The following is a 21,749-nucleotide window of genomic DNA, read 5'->3' as shown; positions in this document are numbered from 1 at the left end:
GCTCCTACAAAAGCGAAAAGCAAGGGGCGCCGATGGTCGATACCGGTGCCGCAAACAGGGAGCAGGCCCATGACCAGCACCGGGGAAACGCACACCACCACCAGGCGCGCCGGCGTCGTGGGGCTCGGCTCCATGGGCTTCGGCATGGCGCTATCCCTGTTGCGGGCGGGCCTCGACGTGGCCGGCTGCGATGTGGGTCCGGAGGCTGTGGCCCGCTTCGTGACGCAGGGCGGTCGCGGCGCCGCATCGCCGGCAGAGGTGGCGGAGGGCGCCGACATGGTGGTGAGCGTGGTGGTGAACGCCGCGCAGACCGAGGCCATCCTGTTCGGCCCCGAAGGCGTGGCGCAGGCGCTGCCGGAAGGCGCGGTCTTCATCTCCTGCGCCACCATGGACCCGGACGTGGCCCGCGCCCTTGCCGCGCGGCTCGAAGCCACGGGGCGGCACTATCTCGACGCCCCCATCTCGGGCGGCGCGCAGCGGGCGGCGGAAGGCGCGCTCACCATCCTCGCGTCCGGCAGTGCGGCGGCCTTCGCCAGGGCCCACCCGGCCCTGGATGCCATGGCGGCGAAGCTCTACACGCTGGGCGATGCGCCGGGGGCGGGCGCGGCCTTCAAGATGATCAACCAGCTGCTTGCCGGCGTGCACATCGCCGCGGCCTGCGAGGCCATGGCGTTTGCCGCGCGGCAGGGGCTCGACCTCAAGAAGGTGTATGAGGTGATCACCGCCTCCGCCGGCCACAGCTGGATGTTCGAGAACCGCATGCCCCATGTGCTGTCCGGCGACTACAGCCCGAGGAGCGCGGTGGACATCTTCGTGAAGGACCTCGGCATCATCCAGGACATGGCCCGCAGTGCCAGGTTCCCGGTGCCGGTCTCCGCCGCCGCGCTGCAGATGTTCATCGCCGCGTCCGCCTCCGGCATGGGACGCGATGACGACGCCTCCGTGGCGCGGCTCTATGCGCAGATCACCGGAACGAAGCTGCCGGGCGCCTGAGGGAGGGCGCCGGCGGGCCGGCGCTCCCGGCCGCTCCCGCTGTCCTCCTGCGCCTGTTACATTTTGTCATCCATCGTCACGCGCCCGGCATGCTGCCGCAATCCGGAACCGTCAGACTCGCACCGTTCCCCTGTCGTCCGGAGCGGCCCCTTCGGGCACATCGGATACCGGCTCGCGTGACGCACAGGCGATGAACAAGGCCATACGGCCGTTCCCGAGATCCCCCTGGGCGCGGGGAATGCGCCAGATCAGGAGAACCATCATGTCCCGTGCCGCTCTTGCCGCGATGCTTGCCGTACCGCTGGTGGCGTTCGGTCTCACCCTGGGGCTCGCCTCGGGCGCCCGGGCGCAGACCGCCGAGCAGCTCAACGCCCTGCGCACCGCCTGCGAGGCCGACGTGAAGAAGCTGTGCGCGGGCATCCAGCCGGGTGGCGGACGCCTTGTCCAATGCCTCAAGGAGCACAAGGACGAGGTGACGCCGCCCTGCCAGGCGAGCCTCGGCGCGCTGGCCGCCAGCCTGCGCAAGCAATAGCCGCGTTCGGGCGGTTGCGGGTTCAGGCCACGGCCAGAAGGCTCGCATTGCCGCCCGCCGCCGCCGTGTTCACGCTCAGCGAGACCTCTTCCAGCAGCAGGTTCACCGGAAAGGCGAAGGGCGAGGCCGCAACCTCGTCCGGCGTCGCCCCATGGAGCGGCACGATCGGCCCCGGCAGCGCCGCGAGGCGTTCGGCAGCGGCTACCAGTTGCGCGCCCTCCCCTTCCGCCAGGGCCGCGGCGAACGGCCCGTCGTTCCCGCCCCCGCGAAGGCGCGCCGCCACCGCCGCCGGCAGGTCCGCGAGCCGGGCGCCAAGCCCGGCCTGGGCCTCAACCACCGCGCGGTTCCCGGTGGCCAGCGCCATGCCGATCTGGCGCATCAGCCCGGTCTCGGTGGTCGCAAGCAGCAGAAGCGTGCCGCGCGGGCGCAGCCGCCAGCTGTTGCGCTCGCCCACCGGGCCGGGCAGTTCCAGCACGAGGCCGAGCGGCACCGCCTCCGCCAGCGCCCGCACCGCCAGCCCATCGTCCTTTCGCCCATGCCCCTCCAGCCAGTCGGCAAAGGCCAGCGCCGCCCCGTCCGGCGTGCCCGCGCCCAGCGCGAAGGCCGGCCCCGTGACCAGCCGGCTGAGATAAAGCGGCCCGCCCGCCTTCGGCCCGGTGCCGGAGAGACCGCGCCCACCGAAGGGCTGCACCCCCACCACCGCGCCGATCATGTTGCGGTTCACATAAAGGTTGCCGGCCTCCACCCTGCCCGTCACCGCGGCGATGGTCTCGTCCAGCCGCGTGTGCAGGCCGAAGGTGAGGCCGTAGCCGGTGGCGTTGATGTCATCCACAAGGCGGCACAGATCCGCCCGCCGCCAGCGCAGCACGTGCAGCACCGGGCCGAACACCTCTTGGGTGAGATCGACCATGGACGAAATCTCGATCAGCGTTGGCGCCACGAAGGTGCCGTTCGCCGCCTCCGCCGGCAAAGGCAGGCGATGGATGCGAAAGCCCCGCGCCGCCATGGCGGCGATGTGGGCCTCGATGCCCGCTTGCGCCTCGGGGTTGATGACCGGGCCCACATCCACGGACAAACGATCCGTGCGACCGACCTCCAGTTCCGCCATGGCGCCCTTCAGCATGGCGAGCATGGGGTCGGCCACCTCCTCCTGCAGGCACAGCACCCGCAGGGCGGAGCAGCGCTGGCCGGCGCTGTCGAAGGCCGAGGCGAGCACGTCCGCCACCACCTGCTCCGGCAGGGCGGAACTGTCCACGATCATGGCATTCTGCCCGCCGGTCTCGGCGATGAGCGGCACCGGTCGTCCCGTGGGCGACAGGCGGCGCGCGAGCACCCCGGCAATGCGCCGCGCCACGTCCGTGGAGCCGGTGAACAGGACCCCGGCCACCTCATGCGCCGCCACCAGCGCGGCGCCCACACTTCCGTCGCCGGGCAGGATCTGGAGCACGTCCTGCGGGATGCCGGCGGCGTGGAGCAGGCGCACCGCCTCGGCGGCGACGAGGGGCGTTTCCTCCGCCGGCTTGGCCAGCACGGGATTGCCCGCCGCCAGCGCCGCCGCCACCTGCCCGGTGAAGATGGCAAGGGGGAAGTTCCACGGGCTGATGCAGGCCACCGGCCCCAGCGGGCGATGATCCGGGGTGAGGCGCATCGTGGCCTCGTCGGCATAATAGCGCAGGAAGTCCACCGCCTCGCGCACCTCGGCCACCGCATTGGCGGCGGACTTGCCCGCCTCGCGCATGATGAGGCCGAGCAGAAGAGGCATCTGCGCCTCCAGCATGTCGGCGGCGGCGCGCAGCGGCGCGGCCCGTTCAGAGGCCGTCCGCGCCGCCCAGCCGGGCGCTGCGCCGTCGGCTCTCGCCACCGCCCGCGCCACATGGTCGGCGCCGGCTTCGCGCACCTCGCCCACCCCGTCGCGATGGTCGCCCGGATTGAACACCGCCCGCGCCGGCCCGCCGCCGTCCGCCGGCCCCGCCCGCCACGGGGTCGCGCGGCCCGATGCGAGGGTCTGGCCCAGGGCGGCCAGCCCCCCGTCGCTCGCAAGGTCAAGGCCCCACGAATTGGCCCGCGTTCCATACAGATCGCGCGGGGCGGCGATGGCAGGGCTGGGCGCGCCGGGGTCTCCCATGGCGGCCACCGTCTCGGCCGGATCGGCGATCAGCTCCGCCAGAGGCACGCTGTCATCGGCGAGGCGATGGACGAAGGAGGAATTGGCGCCGTTCTCCAGCAGCCGCCGCACCAGATAGGCGAGCAGCGTCTCGTGGGTGCCCACGGGCGCATAGATGCGGCACGGCCGGTTGAGCGGCCCCACCACCTCCTCGTACAACGGCTCGCCCATGCCGTGGAGGCACTGGAACTCATAGTCCCCCTCGCGGAAATCCGGCCCCGCCAGCTCAAAGATGGCCGCCAGCGTCTGGGCATTGTGGGTGGCGAACTGGGGGAAGACGGCATCGCGCGCCGCAAGCAGCTTGCGGGCGCAGGCGAGGTAGCACAGGTCGGTGTGGACCTTGCGGGTGAAGACGGGGAAGTCCGCCATGCCGTCCACCTGCGCGCGCTTGATCTCCGCATCCCAATAGGCGCCCTTCACCAGCCGCACCATGAGGCGCCGGCCGGTGCGGCGGGCAAGATCGATGACGAAATCGAGCACCGCCGGGCACCGCTTGCCATAGGCCTGCACCACGAAGCCGATGCCGTTCCAGCCGGCAAGGCCGGGATGGGTGGCGAGCGCCTCCAGAAGGTCGAGGGAGAGTTCGAGGCGGTCCTGCTCCTCCGCATCGATATTGAGGCCGATGTCGTACCGCCGCGCCAGCAGCGCCAGGGATGCAAGACGCGGCAGCAGTTCCGCCATCACCCGCCCGGCCTGCGCGCGGGCATAGCGCGGATGGAGCGCGGAGAGCTTCACCGAGATGCCCGGCTCGGCGTGGATGCCGCGCCCCGCCGAGGCCTTGCCGATGGCCTCGATGGCGGCGCCATAGGCCTCGAAGTAGCGCTCCGCGTCGGCCGCCGTCATGGCCGCCTCGCCCAGCATGTCGAAGGAATAGGAGAAGCCCTGCGCCTCGCGCTTGCCGGCGCGGTGCAGCGCCTCGCCAATGGTGCGGCCCATGACGAACTCGGCGCCCATCAGCCCGATGGCCATATCAACGGCGTGCCGGATCAGCGGCTCGCCGCAGCGCGCCACGAGGCGAGTGAGGGCGGTGGACAGCCGCTCGTCATCGGCGGTGGCGGCGAGCCTGCCGGTGAGGACGAGGCCCCAGGTGGCGGCGTTCACGAACAGGGAGCGCCCGCCCAGATGCGCCTGCCAGTCGCCACGGCCGATCTTGTCGCGGATCAGCGCGTCGCGGGTCGCGGTATCGGGAATGCGCAGCAGCGCCTCGGCAAGGCACATGAGGGCGACGCCCTCCTGGCTGGAGAGGGCGTATTCCTGGACCAGCGCCGCCACCGCCGAGCCGCGCGGCTTCGCCCGCAGCCGGGTGACGAGATCCCCCGCCCGCGCGGCGATGCGCTCGCGCATCTCCAGCGGAAGGCGGGCGGCGGGCAGGAGTTCGGCGACCAGTTCGCGCTCGGGGCGACGGTGCGCGGCGGTCAGCGCCTCGCGCAGGGCCGGGCGCGGGCCGGCGGGCGGCGCGAAACCGGCAAAGAGCGGAGCGGTTTCAGGGGCGGCGCAAGGCGCGGCGGCGGCACGGATCATGATGCGTTTCCTCGTCCCCCGGCCGGCGGATCGCCTCGGCACGGGATGGTTTCGACGACTTTTTACATCCTAATCCAGAGCTGGAAATCATTCCGGCTTTTCATATGCCCTTCTAGCTATCATATTGACTTTAAATGACCGCTTATCGAGATCTGTTTTATGGATAATGACACATCAGACAGTCATATTGATGCCTTCGACACCCGCATCATCGCCGCGCTGGTGGAGGATGGGCGCATGTCCGTCACCGACCTTGCGGCGCGGGTGGGCCTGTCACGCAGCCCGTGCCAGGCGCGGCTGAAGCGGCTGATGGACGAGGGCTATATCCGCGGCTTCCGCGCCGTGCTCAATCCGGTGAAGCTCAGGCTTGAGCATATTGCCTTCACCGAGGTGAAGCTCTCCGAGACCACGGAGAAGGCGCTTTCCGCCTTCAACGCGGCGGTGCTCAGGATCAAGGAGGTGGAGGCCTGCCACATGATCGCGGGGTCGTTCGACTACCTTCTGAAGGTGCGCACCCGCGACATCCGCCGGTATCGCGAGGTGCTGGGGGAGAAGATCTCCGCCTTGCCCCACGTGGCGAGCACCTCCACCTACGTGGTGATGGAGCCGGTAAAGGACGAGGGAGCGTGATCGCCCGCCGCCCCGCCCTTGACCCTTCGTTGCCCTTTACAACCGGCCGCAGCGACCTCACTCTCTCAGCAAAACATAAGAGGCTCAACGTGGCCTCCAGGGAGCTGAGACATGGCCACTGTTCTTGATCGGCCGGCGCAAGCCGGGCCGACGGCGCCCGTAGTGCGCGCCATCACTTTTGCCGACGTGAAGGAGGCCCTGCTCGCCGGGGTCCAGGATTTCAATCGCGCCCCCGTCATCGGCGCCCTTCTGGGGGCGGTCTATGCCTTCGGCGGCATTTTTCTGCTGTCATGCGTGTTCGCGCTGGATCTGGGCTATCTCGCCTATCCGCTGCTGGCGGGCTCTGTGCTCATCGGCCCCTTCATCGCCGCCGGCCTCTATGACGTGAGCCGGGAGATCGAGGCCGGGCGCCAGCCGACGCTGCAGGGCGTGTTTTCCACCGTCTTCGCCCAGCGCCAGCGGGAACTGGCATGGATGGCGTTCGTCACCATCTTCGCCTTCATCATCTGGATGTACCAGGTGCGCCTGCTGCTGGCGCTGTTCCTCGGCTACTCCTCGTTCGGAACCTTCAGCGAATTCCTGCACGTGGTGTTCACCACCTCGGACGGCCTGACCTTCCTGGCGGTGGGGCATGTGGTGGGCGCAGCGTTGGCGCTGGGCCTGTTCTCCATCACCGTGGTGTCGTTTCCGCTGCTGATGGATCGCGACATCGACGTGGTCACGGCCATGATCACCAGCGTGCAGGCGGTGCTGGCGAGCCCCGGGCCCATGATCGCATGGGGCCTGATCGTGGTGGCGCTGCTCGCCGCCGGCTCGGTGCCGGTCTTCCTGGGGCTTATCGTGGTCCTGCCGGTGCTCGGCCACGCCACCTGGCACATCTACCGCAAGGCGGTTGTTCCCGCCGACTAGTGGATCAACCGAAACGGATGGTCCCCATCCGTTTCAAAAAGATGATCCGCCAGATCAAGGAGTCGCGGCTCGATCGATGGCCGAGCATATTGCCACCGGCCCATTCGCCCGACGATTCAGGACCGAGGCTTCTCCGGCGGGCCGGGCGCCCTTGCCTTGCGCCTAGCTGTTGTCGGCACGCCCTTTGGCATCACCTTGGCTGCCTCGCTCGCGAGGGCCTTGGTCAGCACCTTCGCCGGTGCGGCCTTGCGCACCGTCGTCCCCTTCTTCACCGCCGACACCTTCTTCGGCGATGCCACCCGCTTCGGCGACGGCGGCTGCTTCGCCGGCAACCCTCCGGCCTTTGCGACGGTTTCCGCCTTTTTGGCGATGGTCACCTTGCGGATCGGCCGGCCGTGGGCCTTCGCCAACGCAGCCGGGGCCGCGTCCCGATCGGCTTCCGCGACAGGCGGCGGGGCATCGGGTGCCGCGGGGCGTGGGATCAAGGCACCCTGGCGGGAAGCCTTCCCGCCCTTGCCCTTCGCGGCCTTCTTGGCAACGATCGCCGGCTGCGAGGCTCGTGCGACCTCGGGCATGACAGGCCCATCCGCCACAGGCGCGCCCACGGCCATCCGGGCCTTCGCCTTGGCCACCTTTTCCGACCTGCCCACCTTTTCCGACCTGGCCACCTTCCCCGACTTGGCCTTCACCCCTTTTTCCGGAGCGGCCTTTTCCGCCTTGATCTTGTCCGGCTTCGACTTCCCGAGCTTGGCCTCGCCGTCGGATTGGAGATCCGTCGCCGCGCTCTTTTCCGCATCGACAACGAACGACGCCACATCTTCCGACTTGGACTTTTCCGTCTTGGCCTTCGCCGGCTTGGCCTTGACGGCCTTCGACTTGGCGGGCACCGCGGCCGACGCGCCGGCCTGTCGCTCCTCGACCGGCATTTCACCGCCGGGCACAGCGCTCGCCGGCTTTTCCTTTGGAGGCTTGGCCTTCGCCTTCTGCTCGGCTTCGAGGCGCTCGGCCTCCCACCTGCGAGCCATGATCTGGCCGAAGCTGCGGATCAGCTCGGAGAGGTCCTCTTCCTGAACCGCCGCGGCGGCGCTGTCGATGGAGAACCAGAAACCGTAGCGCTGGAAGCGTTCCGGCCATTTCTCCAGCAGCCGCTTGACCTTGAGCGGAAACACCAGCACGTCGCACAGCACCGAGCGCGTGCCGAGCCGCTTCTCGTAGGTGTACATGCCGAGGGGCTCGCGCGAGATCACCCCCATCAGCCCGGCTTCCTCATAGGCCTCGCGCACGGCGGCCTTGGGCGGGGACAGGCCCTTCATGGGCCAGCCCTTGGGGATGACCCAGCGCCGGGTCTCGCGGGAGGTGATGAGGCGGATCTGCACTTCGCCGTCGCGCCGCACGCGATACGGCAGCGCCGCATACTGGACCCGCCGGCCCGACGACCCGCCGGCGGCGACCGGAAGCGCTGGCCATCCCGACGGAGGCGACATGGGCGATCCTGCGGCAGACCCGAAGGCAGATCAAGGGAAACACAGCAAAACGCGCGGCCAATCCCGTCGCACGCGCGCTCGAATCGGTCACGTGTCCTGATCTATCACAGCGCCGGATGCGGGCAAGCTCCGCACCTTTCCCGAGGCGCCCCCGGCGAGGATGCCCGAGAAGCATCCCAACCAGGTGCCCACCCGGACCCCGCCGCAACCGGGGGCTGACCGATGGCCCTACATGGGCTCGATTTCGTAGACCATGACGGTGCGGGCGCGCACCTCGATCTCGCCCGCCTCCACGGGCACCGCCATGCGGCCGGCATCGGCCTTCATCATCATGGGCGCCGCCGGCATGGGAAAGCTGCCCTGGGTCTCGGGCTGGATCGAGGTGATGCGGGTGAGCCTGACGCCGGCGGCGGCGGCCAGCGCCTTCGCCTGCTCCATGGCATCCTTCACCGCGGCGGTCCGCGCCTCGCGGTCGAGCTGCCCCGGCTCGGCGAGGGCGAAGGCGAGGCCCGAGGCCTGGTTGGCACCCGACTGCACCACCTTGTCGAGCAGCGGCCCAAGCTTGGCGAGGTCACGCACCGTAATGCGCACGGAATTGCGCACCTCGAAGCCGATCAGCTTGGGCGCCTCGCGGGAATTCTGCGGAGGGAGGGAGTATTGGGGCTGGATGGAGAAGTTCGACGTGGCGATGTCGCGGGGCTCGACACCGGCGGCCTTGAGCGCGGCGATCACATCGCTCACCGCCTTGGAATTGGCGGCGAGGGCGTCGTCCGCGGTCTTCGCGGTGGTCATGGTGCCGGTGGTGAGCACCGCCATGTCGGGCGGCGCGGAGACGCGGGCCTCGCCCACCACGGTGAGCGTCGCCGCTGCCGCGGCAGGCCCGCCCGCGAGCAGAAGGACCGCCATCGCCGCCGCCACGGCGCCTGTGGCGGCGCGGCGCGGGGCACGGATGACGGACGCCGGACCGGACGAAGCAAGACGCATGGGAGTTCCCTCGGGCTGTTTCCTGGCTCGGACCCGCCGGAGCCTTCGGCGGGAGACGACGCTGCGAAGGCGGCGCCAATGGGGCAGGCCGATCCGCGCCTGTCCGCCGTCCACGCGTTTTCCGCCCGCCCGGCGCCGCCGGATGCGCTCTCCTGTTGTTCGCCGGCGACGGGATTGCTAGACGAGAGGCGCAACCGGCGGCGGCCCGAGCCGCCCCATGCCGGGGGCCTGTAGCTCAATGGTTAGAGCTGACCGCTCATAACGGTCTGGTTGCAGGTTCGAGTCCTGCCGGGCCCACCAAATTCTTGCACCACAAGGCGTCACGCCACCTCACAGGCATCGTGCAATGGCATGTACGGTACGCTTTGCTCCTACCGCCCCCGGAAATAGCGTCATGCGGTCAGACGCCGGCCGCCGCACTGTAAAGCCGGCCGCACTGCAAAGCCGGCCGAAAGGGCTTTCAAACTCCATGTTCTGGTGGGCTCTGCCTCGTCGTCTCGCCGGCGGGCGGAAAGCTGTGGCGTGTGGATTCCGTCACGACGCAAAGCACCGGGCCGCCAGCCTTGGCGCATATCCGGGCGTGAGCCTCGCCGCGGCGCCGCCGTCGGCATCGACCGTAGGCGGCAACGGACAGGTCGGGGATGAACCATGCGCTCCCGGGTGCAGCAGAGCGATGGGGGGTGAAGAGATCGGCGGCAGCCCGCATGCCTCAGATGCTGGCGCGGTCGAGCCGGCTCAGGGCCGCCGCATCGAGGACGAGGTCGGGCGCAGCCATGATGTCGTCGAGCTGGGCGAGGCTCGAGGCGCTGACGATGGGGGCGGTGACGCCCGGCTGGGCCATGAGCCAGGCGAGGGCCACCTGCGTCGGCGTCGCGCCGAGGCGCATGGCGATCTTGTCCATCTCGGCGAGCAGGTCGAGGCCGCGCGGATCGAGATAATGGGCGACGGTGCCCCCCCGCGCCTTGCCCTCCAGGTCTTCCGGCCGGCGATATTTGCCGGTGAGGAAGCCGGCCGCGAGGGCAAAATAGGGGATGACGCCGATGTTTTCCGTCAGGCAAAGCGCCTGCAGCGCCCCCTCGAACAAGGCGCGGTTGGCGAGATTGTAGTGCGGCTGCAGCACGCTGAAGCGCGGCCAGCCGGTGGCGTCGCTCGCGGCGAGGGCTTCGGCGAGCCGGGGAGCGGTATAGTTGGAGGCGCCCACCGCCCGCACCTTGCCGGCCTCCACAAGGCGGGCGAACGCTTCCAGCGTCTCCTCCAGCGGCACGGTGTTGTCGTCGATGTGCGCCTGGTAGAGGTCGATATGGTCGGTGCCGAGGTTGCGGAGTGACGCCTCCGCTGCGGCGACGATGTGGGCCCTGGAGAGGCCCTTGCCGGCGGTCCGCATGTCCATGCCGACCTTGGTGGCGATATGGATGGCGTCCCGTCGCCCACCGCGCTTGAGCCAGGCGCCGATGACGCGCTCGGATTCCCCGCCGGTATGCCCGGGCACCCAGATGGAATAGACGTCGGCGGTGTCGATCAGCGAGAAGCCGCGCGCCACGAAGGCGTCGATGATGGCGAAGGAGGTGGCCTCGTCCGCGGTCCAGCCGAAGACGTTCCCGCCGAGGGCGAGGGGGGCGATGCTGATGCCGGAGGTGCCGAGCACGCGCTTGTCCACGCAGATGTCCTCGAAGGTTGGAAGCGCCGGACGCGCCGCTGCTGTCGGGCGACACCATAGCGGGCGGCGGCGGCCGATGGAATGAACCCTCGGGCACCGGAGCGTCCACGGATCAAGCGGCTCAAGGACAAAGCCGGCTCCAACGGCGACGCCGCGCGGTTCTTTTGCCAGCCGGAGCGACGACGCTTGACGATTCAGGAAAACAGCCGAAAGTTGCACCACTGCTGGGGGAGGGCGATATGCGGGCCTTCTTGCGCAAGGCCGCGGCATGGCTTTGGTCTCGTCTCGACCCGGCCAGGGCCGCATCGGCCCATGGCAAGGCCAGCAGTCTTCTCGACGCCCGATCCATGGTGCCGGACGCCGCCTTGCGGGCGCTGGAAGCCGCCTTGGCCGATCCTGAAGAGCAGGTCCGGATCGGCGCGGCGCGGGCGGCACCGTGGCTGGCGCCGAAGGGCGCGGCCGCGCTCCTGTCCGCACGCCAGGCCCACCTGCCCGAGCCGCTGCCCGTCGCCGAGGCCTCCATTCTGGCCATAGCGATCGAATGGGCCGGCGGCGACGGCGTGCCGCTGGCCGCCCGCATCCTGGAGACAACGCCGGAGGTGGTGGAAGCGGCCACGGCCGGCGACAGCGACCACTGGGAACGATCGACGAGCCAACTGGTCGACCGCATCGCGCGGCCGGGCCCGTTCCGCCTGCTCCAACCCTTCTTTGTTGCGCACCGCGTGCGCATCGGGCCGCGACAGGAGCAGCCGGACCACGACGACGAAGAACCGGACGCCAGCCAGCGGACCGCGCGGGCAGCCCGATGGGTCTTTAAGAATGCCTGCCGCGACTTCTCGAATTTCGGCAACGACGAGGCGGCCCGGGCGCGGCTCGAAGCGGCCTTCGCCGATACGCTTGCCCGCCTCGACACGGGAGACATGGATGGCGCCGTCGAGCGCCTCCTGGCTTCGGCGATCACCAATCAGGACGAGCGCACGCGGCTCACCGCCCAGCGCATGCTTGCGGTGTTCGGAACGCAGGCGGCGGAACCGCTGCTCGCCATGCTCGCCGAGGACGCGACCGTCCTGCCGGGACCCGAGGTCATGGCGCAGATTGCGGCGGAGCCGCGCGGCTACGTCCCCGAAGGCGCGACAAGCGCGCGCCTGTGCGCCTTTTTCGCCTGCGAGACGCTGGAGGACTTCACCGACCGGCCGACCGCCTTCGCCGTGGTCCATGCCGCTCTCTCCGGGGATGAACCGTTACGGCTCCGCGCGCAGCGGGTCACCGCGCGCATGTCCGCCGATGTGGCGCTGCCGGTGCTCGTGTGGTGCGCGATTCACGGGTCCAACCCGTCCCAACGCATGGGAGCCAGAATTCTGCTGGACCGGATCCTCGTTGGCGATCGCGGGCTTGGCATCCGCTTTCACCGCATCGGCCCCACCGAGGTGACGCCGGAAGCCCTCACGTGGCTGAACCGCATCGTCCGGCGCATGCCGGAACGGAGCGCATGGACGGACAACGAAGATATCGCCCTTGCGGTGCTTGCCGAGGCCATCGCCGTCCTGCCCAGCGTCTTCGGGGGCCCCGGCCCCATGTACAAGGAGCTGGGCACCGCCGAGCGCCTCGACGACTTCATCGCCGACGAGGAGGCGGTGCGCGCCGAGCCTCACCCCGCTCCCAGGCCAGCGGGGGTGCAGGCCAGCAAGTCCGTTGCCGACGGGGATGCGTCTTTCGAATCGGCCGGGAATTTCGACCGGCTCGACCTCGACCTGGACGAGGCCGAGGCCGAGGATCTCAACCTGGACCTGCCTCTGCCAGCTTCCATCGACAGGGCGGGCGCGGCGGCGCCCCTCCCCGCGCCGGCTCCGCGCTTCACCGACCTCCAGCTCTTCGATGCGGGCCGGGAACTGGGTTCGCTGGAACCCCTCGTCCACGGCCGCGCCTACACCCTGAGCATCGCGGTGCGCGCCCTGCGGCTCGGCCTGACGAAAGACAGCGAAGAGCAGCCCCCCGTCTCCATTCAGGGGCAGACGCAGACCGAAACGGTGTGGGTGATCGTGAGCGATGAAAGCACCGCCGAGTTCGACGACGAGGAAGGCGGTGCCTTCGAGATCGACAGGCGCTTCGCCTCGTTCCGCCTGCCGGTGACGGGGGATTCGCAGACCGCTGCCGAGGTCAAGCTCACGCCGAGGGTCAAGGCGTTCCGCCAGCGCGGAGGGGGACGCGGGCGCATCGGCATCCGCCTTTACCATCGGCTGAACCTGATCGATCACCTCCAGCTCGACCTCCGGCTGGAGTTGCAGCCCGGCCAGCCCCTTTCACCCCCCGACGACGCGGCCCTCAAAGTGGTGATCTGCCGGGCGCAGGGCACGAGCGTGGAGCCGATCGAGCTGGAGCGGGCCGCGCGCGCGCTCAACATCGCCATCGACCTCGTGGCCGGCACCGAAGCCACCTATCGCTTCGCAGTGGCCCTCGGCAATGCCGGGGGCCAGCCGCAGACCTATGCCACGAAGCGCCTGCGGGCCGACCAGCTCGACAGCTTCATGACGCGCTTCCGCAACATCCTGCTGGACGCGGTGTTCGGAGAGGCCTTCGCCAAGGCGGAGCTGACGCCCGCCGCCTGCGCCAGGACCCTGACCGACCTCACCCGCCTCGGCCATGAGGTCATGACCACCCTGTTCGACTATGGCGCGGGCGGCGATTTCTTCAGCCTCGGCCAGATCATGCTGGAAGCCCTGCCGCAGGCCCCCGTGGTGCAGATCGTGCTGGGAAAGGGGGCGGAAAACCTTGTCCTCCCGTGGCAGATCCTCAGCATCGACAACAGCGCCACCGCCGGTTCGGGCGCCGCGGCGGTGCGGCCGAAGCCGGAGGACAATCTGTGGGGCCTGCGCTTCGTCCTCGAGGTCAAGCGCTGTGGAGACGGCATCGATCCGCGCCCCCAGGCCGAGCGGGACCGACGGCCGATCAAGGTCCGCTACGGCAACTGGCCGTTCGCGAACGAAGAGCAACACCGCGCCCGGCTCGCCGAGATCATCGCCGCCCATGCGGACGAGGCGGTCCTGCTCGAACCCTTCATCAAGGGTCCCGCGGATCTATTCGAGGTGCTGAAGGGTGGCGGCCAGTTCATCTATCTTTACGCCCACGGGCATGCCGCGGCGCCGGCCACACCCTCGGCCATGGCCTTGCGCGACCTCACCCTCGCCAAGCTCGCGGACGTGCGGGAGGAGCTGAAGCGCAACGCGCCGGGCCTTCCCCACGCCGAAGTCGAGCAACGCCTTGCGGCACTCCAGGCCCTGAAGGACGTGGTAGGCCAGGGCGATCCGGCGAGCGCCCTGATCCTGAGCCTCGCGACGGTGCGGCTCACCGACCTGCTTCTGGGCCTGCCACCGGACGGCGCCAGGCTGGCCGATGCCCCAATCCTGTTCCTCAACACCTGCCAGTCGGCGCAACTCTGGAACGGTGTCGAGAATTCCTTCGTGAGCTTCTTCCTCTCGCGGGGCGCGCGCGCCATCATCGGCAGCGAGGCGACCATTCCCGCCGTATTCGCCGACCGCTTCGGCTGCGAGGTCGTGCGCCGGATCTTCCAGGGGGACACCATCGGCGAAGCGGTAAGGCAAGCGCGGCTCACCCTGCTTCAGGCAAGCCGCAATCCGCTGGGGCTCTGCTATTCGGTTTACGGAGCGGGCGATGCGCGGCTGATCCCGCCGCGTGCCGTTGGGATGGGAGGACCATGATGAGCGACATTCAAACGGTGATCGGCGAACTTCAACAGGCCGACGACGAAAAGCTCCTCGAACAGCTCGGGGCCTATTCCAAGGCCTATGCCCTGGAGCCGGCGAAATTCGCCGCCCCGGCAACGTCCGTGCCCATCGACATGGCCACCATGGGGCCGCTCGACGGGCTCATGGAGATTGGCCGGCGGGTGCTGAAGCGCTGGCAGAAGGTGATCTACGATCTCGTCTGCGGCGGAGGCGAGGGCGACCAGGATGCGCGCAAGACCATTCTCGATTCCCTCAAGATCAACTCGCCGGAAGCCCTCGCGGCGGCAGTGGCGGGCGTCCTGATCAGCGCATTCAATGTCGGCCCCGCCATCGCGACCATCGTCGGCGTCCTGTTCGGCCGCCTCCTGCTGCCGGCGGCCGGCGAGGTCGTCTGCGAGTATTGGAAAGAACAGCTGGGCTGAGCTTGCGGGGCCACCGTTGCGGCCTTTGCAGTTCAGGCTAGGGCGTCTTCGAGCGAAGTGGATACCGGTTCGCGTGAAGAGTGAGCCAAGGCGAACGGAAAGCGCTCTAGAATGAAAGGGCGATTCACCGGTCGGATCGAGGCAATCTGGTCGGATCGCGCTCTGGCTTTACCGTCCGGAGAGGGCATTTGAGCGGCTGTCACACGATGGCACAGGGTACCGCGCCATCGGCGGGCAGGCTCGGGCGCGAGCTTGCCGCGTCGGCGATGGCGCGCGAGGTGGCGACCCTCGCGGACCTGGACCGGAGCCTGTTGATCGCCAGCAGCGACGCGCTCGGCGCGGAACTCGGCATTCGGATCGCCCTTTATCCATTGGCGCCGCAGCCATCGTTCACGGCCCTGATCGAGAGCCTGCTGGATCGCCTCGCACAGACCCTGGGCGGCTTGTGGCCGGCCTGGTTTCCAGGTGCCGCGGACTATGACGAGGCCTCGGCCATCGCATTGGCCGTGATCCACGGTGCGGCGGACGGGCAGGCGGCACAGCTTGGTGTTTCCACGGCCTGGCTGCGGCGGGCCGCCGGCCTTGCCATGGCAGACCTGCCGCCGCGCACGCCGGAGCTTCCCGAAGGCGGGGAAATCCGCGATCTCTGTGCGGCCATCGCCTCGGCGAGTGGAGCGCACCGGCTCGTCATCGTCCTCGACCCGCAGGGCGAGGAGGCGGATTTCGGCCCCTGGATCGAGGGCCTGTGCCGATGGATCGTCAACCACGCGGACGTGACGGTGTGGGTTGCGAAACCCGCCGCGCGCTGGCGCACGCTGGCCCTGTTCCGCTCGATCGGCAGCACCGCGATCACCAGCACCGCGACCGGAGGCGACCAGACGATCGCCGACGCCGGCCGGGACAGCGGCCCGGATGCCGGCATCCGGGACGACAGCCAGCCTTTCTTCGGCGGCATCATGGGGCGCCCCAGCCCCAACAGCCCGGCCGAGGTGGCGCTCTGGCGGTCCCTGTGCCAAGCCGATTGGGCGCGCGGATTCAGCTTCAACCGGATCGCCCCCGTCGCGCTCGCGCCCAAGGTGGACATCTTGTGGGAGCAGGAGAAACTTGTTGTCGAGGTCGACGGCGACGACCATCGCGCGAAGCCAAAATACGCCCAGGATCGGGAACGGGACTTCGCCCTGCTTCAGGCTGGATACCTCATTCTCCGGCTAACCAATGAGCAAGTGCTTTCGGATTTGCAGCTTTCGCTTGCAAAGGTGAAGGCGATTCTGGCACTCCGGCGCAACGTCACTGTCTCGCCGGGCACGGGAGACATCGACGCCGCCCGGGCCGAGCCTGCCTGAGCGGGTTCGACCTGTGGAGGCCGGGACCATGACCGCCGACCTGAAGCCCAATCAGCGCCTGCTCCTGCTCACCCTCATGGCCCGCGGCGGCAGCGCGAGGAACCGGGACCTGGGCGGCATCGTCTCGCTCGAGGCGGCGGATCGCAAGGCGCTGGTGAGCCAGGGGCTGCTGGTCCAGGGGCCGCGGCTTCCCGGCGGCAGTTTCGATCTGGAGTTGACGGACGGCGGCTGGGCGGCCGCGCGGAAGGACTTTTCCGCTCCTGCGCCGTCACGGAGCAGTTCCGCCGCCAAGGCCCTCTACGCCGTCCTCGCGCGGCTTAGCACCTATATGGAGGCGCAGGAGCTGTCCGCCGCCCAGGTCTTCGGCGGTATCTCCTCGACCTCGGGCGATGCCCGCCCGGCGGCTCGGGCGATCGAGGATGCCTACCTTGCTCTCGTCACGCGGCCCCAGGGCTGGGTTCGCCTGTCGGCCCTGCGCAAGGCCCTGCCCGGCTTCGACCGGGCATCCGTCGACGCGGCCCTGATCGCGCTGCTGAGGGCGCGGCGCGTCAGCATCGAGCCGGTGGTGGACCAGAAGACCCTGACCGAGGACGACCGCGCGGCGAGCCTCCTCGTCGGCGCCGCGCCGGCCCATCACTTCGCGTTCCTCGACTGATGGCCGCCGCATCCATGGGGCGGGAACTGGCAGCCCTCCAGAAGCATCGTTTCGATTGGGTGCATTCGCTGGAAAGCGTCTGGCACGATTCCGTTCTGCATGTGGAAGCTCTCCACGCCGGCGAGCGGGCGAACATCTTGCGCGCCTTTAGCGAAGCCGAAGCCTCTCTGGAGGAGCCTCCGATCGGCGTATCGCCCCTGGGCCATTTCCTGGTCGGCGGGAAAGGGCTTGGAAAGACGCACCTGCTGGGCGCGACCCGGCGAGAGATATGGCAGCGGGGCGGGTATTTTTTCCTCGTCGAGCTTCTGGATGGTCGCTCCTTCTGGGAATGCGTCGTCACGGCCCTGCTCGATGGGTTCACACGCACGCTGCCCGGCGGACCACGTCAGATCGACATCTGGGCGGAGCGTCTCGCTCACCGCTTCGGCTTCTCTCAAGACCAGTCGGAATACCGCGCGCTTGCCGGGCCTCATTTCGACGGCAAAGCAGTGGATGGCCTTCTCACTCGACTTCGAAGCAACCGGATCCATGGACTGCGAATGCCCTCGGGCCAGAAGGGCCGCGATATCGCGGACGCCTTCCGGGCGCTGCTCCTGTTCAAAAGCACGCACCCCCACGGAGCGCAGGGTGAACTGCTGCTGCTTGGCCAGCATATGGAGACGGCGGACCAGCGGGCGTTCAATTTCAGCCAGCCCTCCCTCTCCCCGCAAGGATGCGTCTTCGCGCTGTCGTGGCTGCTCGGGCAGACCGGCGCGACACTGATGGCCTTCGACCAGCTCGACGTGCTGCTCGATACGCTGGCGGTGATGAAGCAGCCGGACCAGCTGGCGCAGATCGCCCATGGCCTCATGGACATGAAGGAGTACACGAGGGCGACCCTCACGGTCGTCTCATGCTTCCCGGAGACCATGCAATATATCGAACAAAACGCCGTGGCCGCCGCGAGGGGCCGTTTCCGTCTCCCGCCCGTCACCTTGTCGCGCCAGATAGACGGGGCGATAGCCGAAGATATCGTGGCGCGCCGCTTCGCCGCCGGCAATGCGCGGGCCGGCTTTGAACCGCCCTACCCCACCTGGCCCATTGCGCGAAGCGCCTTCGCACGGGAAAAGCTGCCGGATTTCACCCCCCGCGAGCTGATTACCGAGGTGGCGCAGCACGTGGGCCGCTGCATCAATGCAAGCGCGGTGAGCGAGCTGGCATCCTTCCGCCAGACCATTTCCCCCCAACCGGGCGGAACGCTGCCCCCGCCGAACGACCACTCTCCCCTCGATCGCATGTTCGAGGATTTCCGCACCGCCCCCGCCAGCGTGCCCACGCCCGCAGACGAGGACGCCGTGGTGCCGGCCCTCCTGCGCGCCGGCCTCGAAGCCTGGATCAACGAACGGGCCGACGAAGGCAAATACGCCTTCGAGACCGACTTCGGAAAAGGCACCCCCGCCCTCCATGCGCGCCTGCGCAAGTCCCTGGACGAAGCCTCCGAGGCCGAGGAAATCTGGTCGTTCCGCGCCATCGGCGCCCCCCACCATGCGACGGTGCGCTCCCGCTTGCGACAGGCCAGGACGGCCACCGGCGCGGGCCTCCTGAAGGAGCTGCGCCACCTGATCATCCTGCGCAGCACGCCGTGGCCCAATGGCGCGACGACGGCTGCGGCCGTGGCCGAGCTGGAGCAGGATGGCGGGCGCGTCCACACCCTCGCGCTTGAGGAAGTCCGCATCCTCGGCGCCCTCAAACGCATGATCGAAGCCCAGCCGCAGGGCCTGACCGGGTGGTTGCGGGCCCGCCGGCCGACACGGCAGGTCGCCTTGTTCGCGCACTGCCTGCCCAACGGCTCGAACGGCGGCGGCCCCGCACCCGGCGGCGGACTGCCGCCCGTCGGCACGGCGGAGAGCGGCAAGGCCGCCGACGCGCTCTCCCGCCCCCGCACGGCAGGGGCGGACCCCGCGGACGGCACGCCACCGCGCCCTTCCGCGACGAACCTCGACGATCCCCACACCATGCCCGTGGGCTTTCCGGGCGCCCCGGAGGACGGCGCGGCGGCGGTCTTGCTGCCCCTGTCCCGCCTGCGCCAGCATGTGGCGGTGTTCGCCGGCTCAGGCTCCGGCAAGACGGTGTTGCTGCGGCGGCTGGTGGAGCAGGCGGCGCTGCGCGGCGTCTCTTCCATCGTGCTCGACAGCAACAACGATCTCGCCCGCCTGGGCGAGGCGTGGCCGACCCCGCCGAAGGGCTGGGCGCCGGGCGATGACGGCCGGGCCGGCCGTCTGTTCGAGGCGGCCGAGGTGGTCATCTGGACGCCGGGCCGGGCCGACGGGCGCGCGCTCAACCTGCGCCCCCTGCCGGATTTCGCCGCCATCTCCGGGGATGCGTTCGAGCTGCAGCAGGCGATCGACATGGCGACCGCCACCCTGTCGCCCCTCGCCGGGTGCGATGGCGCGACACAGGCAGCCCACCGCGCCCGCGCCATCCTGAAGAGCGCCATAGAGGTCTTTGCCCGCAACGGCGGCGGCGATCTTTACAGCTTCATCTCGCTTCTCGCCGAACTGCCGGACACCATCAGCGATATTCGCAATGCGCCGAACATCGCCGCGGGCCTCGCCGACAATCTCATCGCCCAGCGCCAGTTGAACGTCTTGCTGCGGGACCAGGGCGAACCGCTCGACCCCGGGCTCCTGTTCGCGCCGAAACCCGGAAAGTCGGCGCGCATCTCGGTCATCAGCCTGGTCGGCCTGCCCGACCAAAGCGTGAAGGAGAGCTTCGTCAACCAGTTGCAGATGGCTCTGTTCGCCTGGCTGAAGAAGAACCCGGCCAAGACCGATCTCGGCGGGCTCTTCGTCATGGACGAGGCGCAGAACTTCGCTCCATCCGCCCACGCGACGGCCTGCCGCCAGAGCACGATCTCGCTCGTGTCCCAGGCGCGCAAGTACGGGCTCGGCATGATCTTCGCGACGCAGGCGCCCAAGGGCATCCACAACACCATCAGCGGCAATTGCACCACGCAGTTCTTCGGCCGCCTCAACCATCCCACCCAGATCGATGCGGCCAAGGAACTGGCGGCGGCGCGGGGCGGGCGGGTCGACGACATCAGCACCTTGTCCGCCGGGGTGTTCTATGTCTCCAGCGAGGGGCTTGGCGTCACCCGGCTGCGCATGCCCAATTGCCTCAGCCACCATCCCAGTTCGCCACCGTCCGACGACGAGGTCCTGGCCCGCGCCCGCATCCGCGGGGCATAGGCGCGCGGCGGCGCGCTGTCGGCCCCCGAGAACCATGGCCGCGTGCTGATCGGAGCCCGCTCTAAACTCAAAGAAAAAGAGCGCTCTAGCCGTAGCGCCGGCTCGCCTCGATGGCGAGGCCGGTGCCCACGGAACCGAAGGTGTCGCCCTCGATCACCCGGGCCTGCGGCACGCAGGTGCAGATGGCCGCCCGCACGTGGCTGAGGCGCGTCGAGCCCCCGGTCAGGAACAGGGCGTCGATGTCAGAGGCCTTGAGGCCCGCCGTGGCGAGGCAGGACGAGATCCGCCCCGCGATGCGATCCGCCAGCAGGCCGGTGTGCCGCACCAGGTCCTCATGGGCGATGCCCACGGAGAGGCCCGCTTCCAGCACCGCGAGATCAAGCACCGTCCTGCCCGCCTCGGCCACGCGGATCTTCGCGGTCTCCACGTCGAGGGCGAGGCTGTGGCCGCGCTCGTCCTCCACCGCCCGCGCCAGGCGTGACACCAGCTGGGGCCGCTCGGCGTCGCGCTCCAGCTCGCGGATGGAGCGGGCGGTCTTGCCGTCATAGAGCCGGTTGATGGAGGACCAGGTGGCAAGATCCTGATAGATCCCCACCGGCATGGACAGGCCCTTGCGCTTCAGCGGGCTGCCGTGGCCGAGCAGCGGCATGACCATGGACAGGGAGAGCTGCCGGTCGAAATCCGTGCCGCCCACGCGGACGCCCTCGTTGGCCAGGATGTCGGACGCCCGGTCGGCCTGGTTCGCGTGCCCGCGCGCGATCCGCACGATGGAGAAGTCGGACGTGCCGCCGCCGATGTCGGCGATCAGCGCCAGTTCCTCGCCAGCCACCTGACGCTCGTAATCGAGACTCGCCGCGATGGGCTCGAACTGGAACGAAATGTCGGCAAAGCCGATCTCGCGGGCGATGGCGCCCAGCACGTCCTGCGCCCGCATGTCGCCGGCCGCATCGCCGTCGACGAAGTGCACCGGCCGACCGAGCACCACCTGATCCAGCCGCCCCCCGGCCGCCGTCTCGCCCTGGGCCTTCACCGCGCCGATAAACGCCGCGATCACCGCCCGGAAGCTCAGCCGCAGCCGGCCGACGGAGGTGGTCTCGTCCACCAGCGCCGTGCCGAGCACCGATTTCAGGGCGCGCATCAGCCGCCCCTGCTCGCCAGAGACATAGGCCGCCATGGCCGCGCGGCCCACCAACGGCTCGCCCGTGCGCGGAAAGAAGATGGCGCTCGGCAGCGTATCGGCGTCCCCCTCCAGGGGCGCGAGGCGAGGTCCGTCCGCGCCGATGAAGCCGAGCGTGGTGTTGGAGGTGCCGAAATCGAGGCCGCAGGCGGTCATGGGGCCTCCGTGCAGGGTGCGGGGTGCGCAAGGGGGCGCTTGCTAGAGCATGTCGTGCTGCAACGCAAGAGATCAAGCGCGCGGATAGGGCCGCAGTTTAAAATGAAGCGCAAGGTTGCCCCCTCTCCCGCGTGCGGGGGAGGGTTGGGGAG

Annotated in this window: 15 protein-coding genes and 1 tRNA gene; 10 read left to right on the top strand and 6 right to left on the bottom strand. The window is 69.4% G+C overall.

Going from position 1 to position 21,749, the window contains the following annotated elements; genetic code table 11:
• The first annotated feature begins 69 nt into the window (after window positions 1-69).
• Together ltnD and K9U41_RS08570 are read left to right on the top strand one after the other, a co-directional pair.
• Window positions 70-993, top strand: a complete 924-nt coding sequence (gene ltnD / locus K9U41_RS08575) for an L-threonate dehydrogenase (protein ID WP_282640425.1) — start codon at window positions 70-72, stop codon at window positions 991-993.
• 262 nt (window positions 994-1,255) lie between these two features.
• Window positions 1,256-1,525 (top strand): cysteine rich repeat-containing protein, encoded by a 270-nt coding sequence (locus K9U41_RS08570; protein WP_282640424.1) that lies wholly within the window; start codon window positions 1,256-1,258, stop codon window positions 1,523-1,525.
• Between the two features lie 22 nt (window positions 1,526-1,547).
• Here K9U41_RS08570 and putA read toward each other — a convergent pair whose 3' ends face one another.
• Window positions 1,548-5,210, bottom strand: coding sequence for a bifunctional proline dehydrogenase/L-glutamate gamma-semialdehyde dehydrogenase PutA (gene putA, locus K9U41_RS08565; protein WP_282640423.1), 3,663 nt, complete (start codon window positions 5,208-5,210; stop codon window positions 1,548-1,550).
• A 159-nt stretch (window positions 5,211-5,369) separates the two neighbouring features.
• Here putA and K9U41_RS08560 point away from each other — a divergent pair, with 159 nt between their 5' ends.
• Window positions 5,370-5,840 (top strand): Lrp/AsnC family transcriptional regulator, encoded by a 471-nt coding sequence (locus tag K9U41_RS08560; protein ID WP_282640422.1) that lies wholly within the window; start codon window positions 5,370-5,372, stop codon window positions 5,838-5,840.
• 111 nt (window positions 5,841-5,951) lie between these two features.
• Window positions 5,952-6,749 carry a DUF2189 domain-containing protein gene (locus tag K9U41_RS08555; RefSeq protein ID WP_282640421.1) on the top strand — a complete coding sequence of 266 codons (798 nt, stop codon included), beginning with the start codon at window positions 5,952-5,954 and terminating at the stop codon, window positions 6,747-6,749.
• Window positions 6,750-6,865: 116 nt separating this feature from the next.
• Here K9U41_RS08555 and K9U41_RS08550 read toward each other — a convergent pair whose 3' ends face one another.
• Window positions 6,866-8,233, bottom strand: a complete 1,368-nt coding sequence (locus tag K9U41_RS08550; RefSeq protein WP_282640420.1) for an NUDIX hydrolase — start codon at window positions 8,231-8,233, stop codon at window positions 6,866-6,868.
• A gap of 228 nt (window positions 8,234-8,461) precedes the next feature.
• Entirely contained in the window at window positions 8,462-9,217 is a 756-nt protein-coding gene (locus tag K9U41_RS08545) for an SIMPL domain-containing protein (RefSeq protein WP_282640419.1), read from the bottom strand.
• Window positions 9,218-9,441: 224 nt separating this feature from the next.
• Between K9U41_RS08545 and K9U41_RS08540 the strand changes: the two genes are divergently transcribed.
• Window positions 9,442-9,517: transfer RNA gene (locus tag K9U41_RS08540), tRNA-Ile, on the top strand.
• Between the two features lie 409 nt (window positions 9,518-9,926).
• Here the strand turns inward: K9U41_RS08540 and K9U41_RS08535 are convergent.
• Entirely contained in the window at window positions 9,927-10,874 is a 948-nt protein-coding gene (locus tag K9U41_RS08535) for an aldo/keto reductase (protein WP_282640418.1), read from the bottom strand.
• 239 nt (window positions 10,875-11,113) lie between these two features.
• On the opposite strand from K9U41_RS08535, the gene K9U41_RS08530 reads away from it, so the two are divergent.
• The 4 genes from K9U41_RS08530 to K9U41_RS08515 all read left to right on the top strand — a co-directional run bounded on the left by K9U41_RS08530 (window position 11,114) and on the right by K9U41_RS08515 (window position 17,037).
• Complete coding sequence (locus tag K9U41_RS08530) at window positions 11,114-14,590, top strand: CHAT domain-containing protein (RefSeq protein WP_282640417.1); 3,477 nt, start codon at window positions 11,114-11,116, stop codon at window positions 14,588-14,590.
• A complete protein-coding gene (locus K9U41_RS08525; RefSeq protein ID WP_282640416.1) occupies window positions 14,590-15,039 on the top strand; it encodes a hypothetical protein in 450 nt (149 codons plus the stop codon). The genes K9U41_RS08530 and K9U41_RS08525 overlap by 1 nt, the downstream gene beginning before the upstream one ends.
• 188 nt (window positions 15,040-15,227) lie before the next feature.
• The gene (locus K9U41_RS08520; RefSeq protein ID WP_282640415.1) at window positions 15,228-16,382 is read left to right on the top strand and encodes an endonuclease domain-containing protein; all 1,155 of its coding nucleotides are present in this window, start codon (window positions 15,228-15,230) and stop codon (window positions 16,380-16,382) included.
• A 28-nt stretch (window positions 16,383-16,410) separates the two neighbouring features.
• Complete coding sequence (locus K9U41_RS08515; RefSeq protein ID WP_282640414.1) at window positions 16,411-17,037, top strand: hypothetical protein; 627 nt, start codon at window positions 16,411-16,413, stop codon at window positions 17,035-17,037.
• Here the strand turns inward: K9U41_RS08515 and K9U41_RS08510 are convergent.
• Window positions 17,016-17,690 (bottom strand): hypothetical protein, encoded by a 675-nt coding sequence (locus tag K9U41_RS08510; protein WP_282640413.1) that lies wholly within the window; start codon window positions 17,688-17,690, stop codon window positions 17,016-17,018. The two genes, K9U41_RS08515 and K9U41_RS08510, sit on opposite strands and share 22 nt — an antisense overlap.
• Between K9U41_RS08510 and K9U41_RS08505 the strand changes: the two genes are divergently transcribed.
• Window positions 17,691-20,264: an ATP-binding protein gene (locus K9U41_RS08505; protein WP_282640412.1), complete on the top strand. Its 2,574-nt coding sequence runs from the start codon at window positions 17,691-17,693 to the stop codon at window positions 20,262-20,264.
• An 85-nt stretch (window positions 20,265-20,349) separates the two neighbouring features.
• On the opposite strand, the gene K9U41_RS08500 is transcribed toward K9U41_RS08505, so the two are convergent.
• Entirely contained in the window at window positions 20,350-21,597 is a 1,248-nt protein-coding gene (locus K9U41_RS08500) for an Hsp70 family protein (protein WP_282640411.1), read from the bottom strand.
• Window positions 21,598-21,749 lie beyond the last annotated feature (152 nt).

Origin of the sequence: Xanthobacter autotrophicus (assembly GCF_029991245.1) — a bacterium.
In the GTDB taxonomy this organism is placed as follows: domain Bacteria; phylum Pseudomonadota; class Alphaproteobacteria; order Rhizobiales; family Xanthobacteraceae; genus Xanthobacter; species Xanthobacter autotrophicus_C.
Note: the sequence above shows the minus strand (reverse complement) of the source record. Positions and strands in the feature narration are given on the sequence as shown.

Coding starts and splice junctions, on each gene's coding strand:
- K9U41_RS08500 (WP_282640411.1), bottom strand. CDS start 21,597: ATGACCGCCTGCGGCCTCGATTTCGGCACCTCCAACACCACGCTCGGC.
- K9U41_RS08560 (WP_282640422.1), top strand. CDS start 5,370: ATGGATAATGACACATCAGACAGTCATATTGATGCCTTCGACACCCGC.
- K9U41_RS08545 (WP_282640419.1), bottom strand. CDS start 9,217: ATGCGTCTTGCTTCGTCCGGTCCGGCGTCCGTCATCCGTGCCCCGCGC.
- K9U41_RS08525 (WP_282640416.1), top strand. CDS start 14,590: ATGAGCGACATTCAAACGGTGATCGGCGAACTTCAACAGGCCGACGAC.
- K9U41_RS08515 (WP_282640414.1), top strand. CDS start 16,411: ATGACCGCCGACCTGAAGCCCAATCAGCGCCTGCTCCTGCTCACCCTC.
- K9U41_RS08570 (WP_282640424.1), top strand. CDS start 1,256: ATGTCCCGTGCCGCTCTTGCCGCGATGCTTGCCGTACCGCTGGTGGCG.
- K9U41_RS08555 (WP_282640421.1), top strand. CDS start 5,952: ATGGCCACTGTTCTTGATCGGCCGGCGCAAGCCGGGCCGACGGCGCCC.
- K9U41_RS08510 (WP_282640413.1), bottom strand. CDS start 17,690: ATGCTGGCCAAGCAGCAGCAGTTCACCCTGCGCTCCGTGGGGGTGCGT.
- K9U41_RS08550 (WP_282640420.1), bottom strand. CDS start 8,233: ATGTCGCCTCCGTCGGGATGGCCAGCGCTTCCGGTCGCCGCCGGCGGG.
- K9U41_RS08530 (WP_282640417.1), top strand. CDS start 11,114: ATGCGGGCCTTCTTGCGCAAGGCCGCGGCATGGCTTTGGTCTCGTCTC.
- putA (WP_282640423.1), bottom strand. CDS start 5,210: ATGATCCGTGCCGCCGCCGCGCCTTGCGCCGCCCCTGAAACCGCTCCG.
- ltnD (WP_282640425.1), top strand. CDS start 70: ATGACCAGCACCGGGGAAACGCACACCACCACCAGGCGCGCCGGCGTC.
- K9U41_RS08505 (WP_282640412.1), top strand. CDS start 17,691: ATGGAGACGGCGGACCAGCGGGCGTTCAATTTCAGCCAGCCCTCCCTC.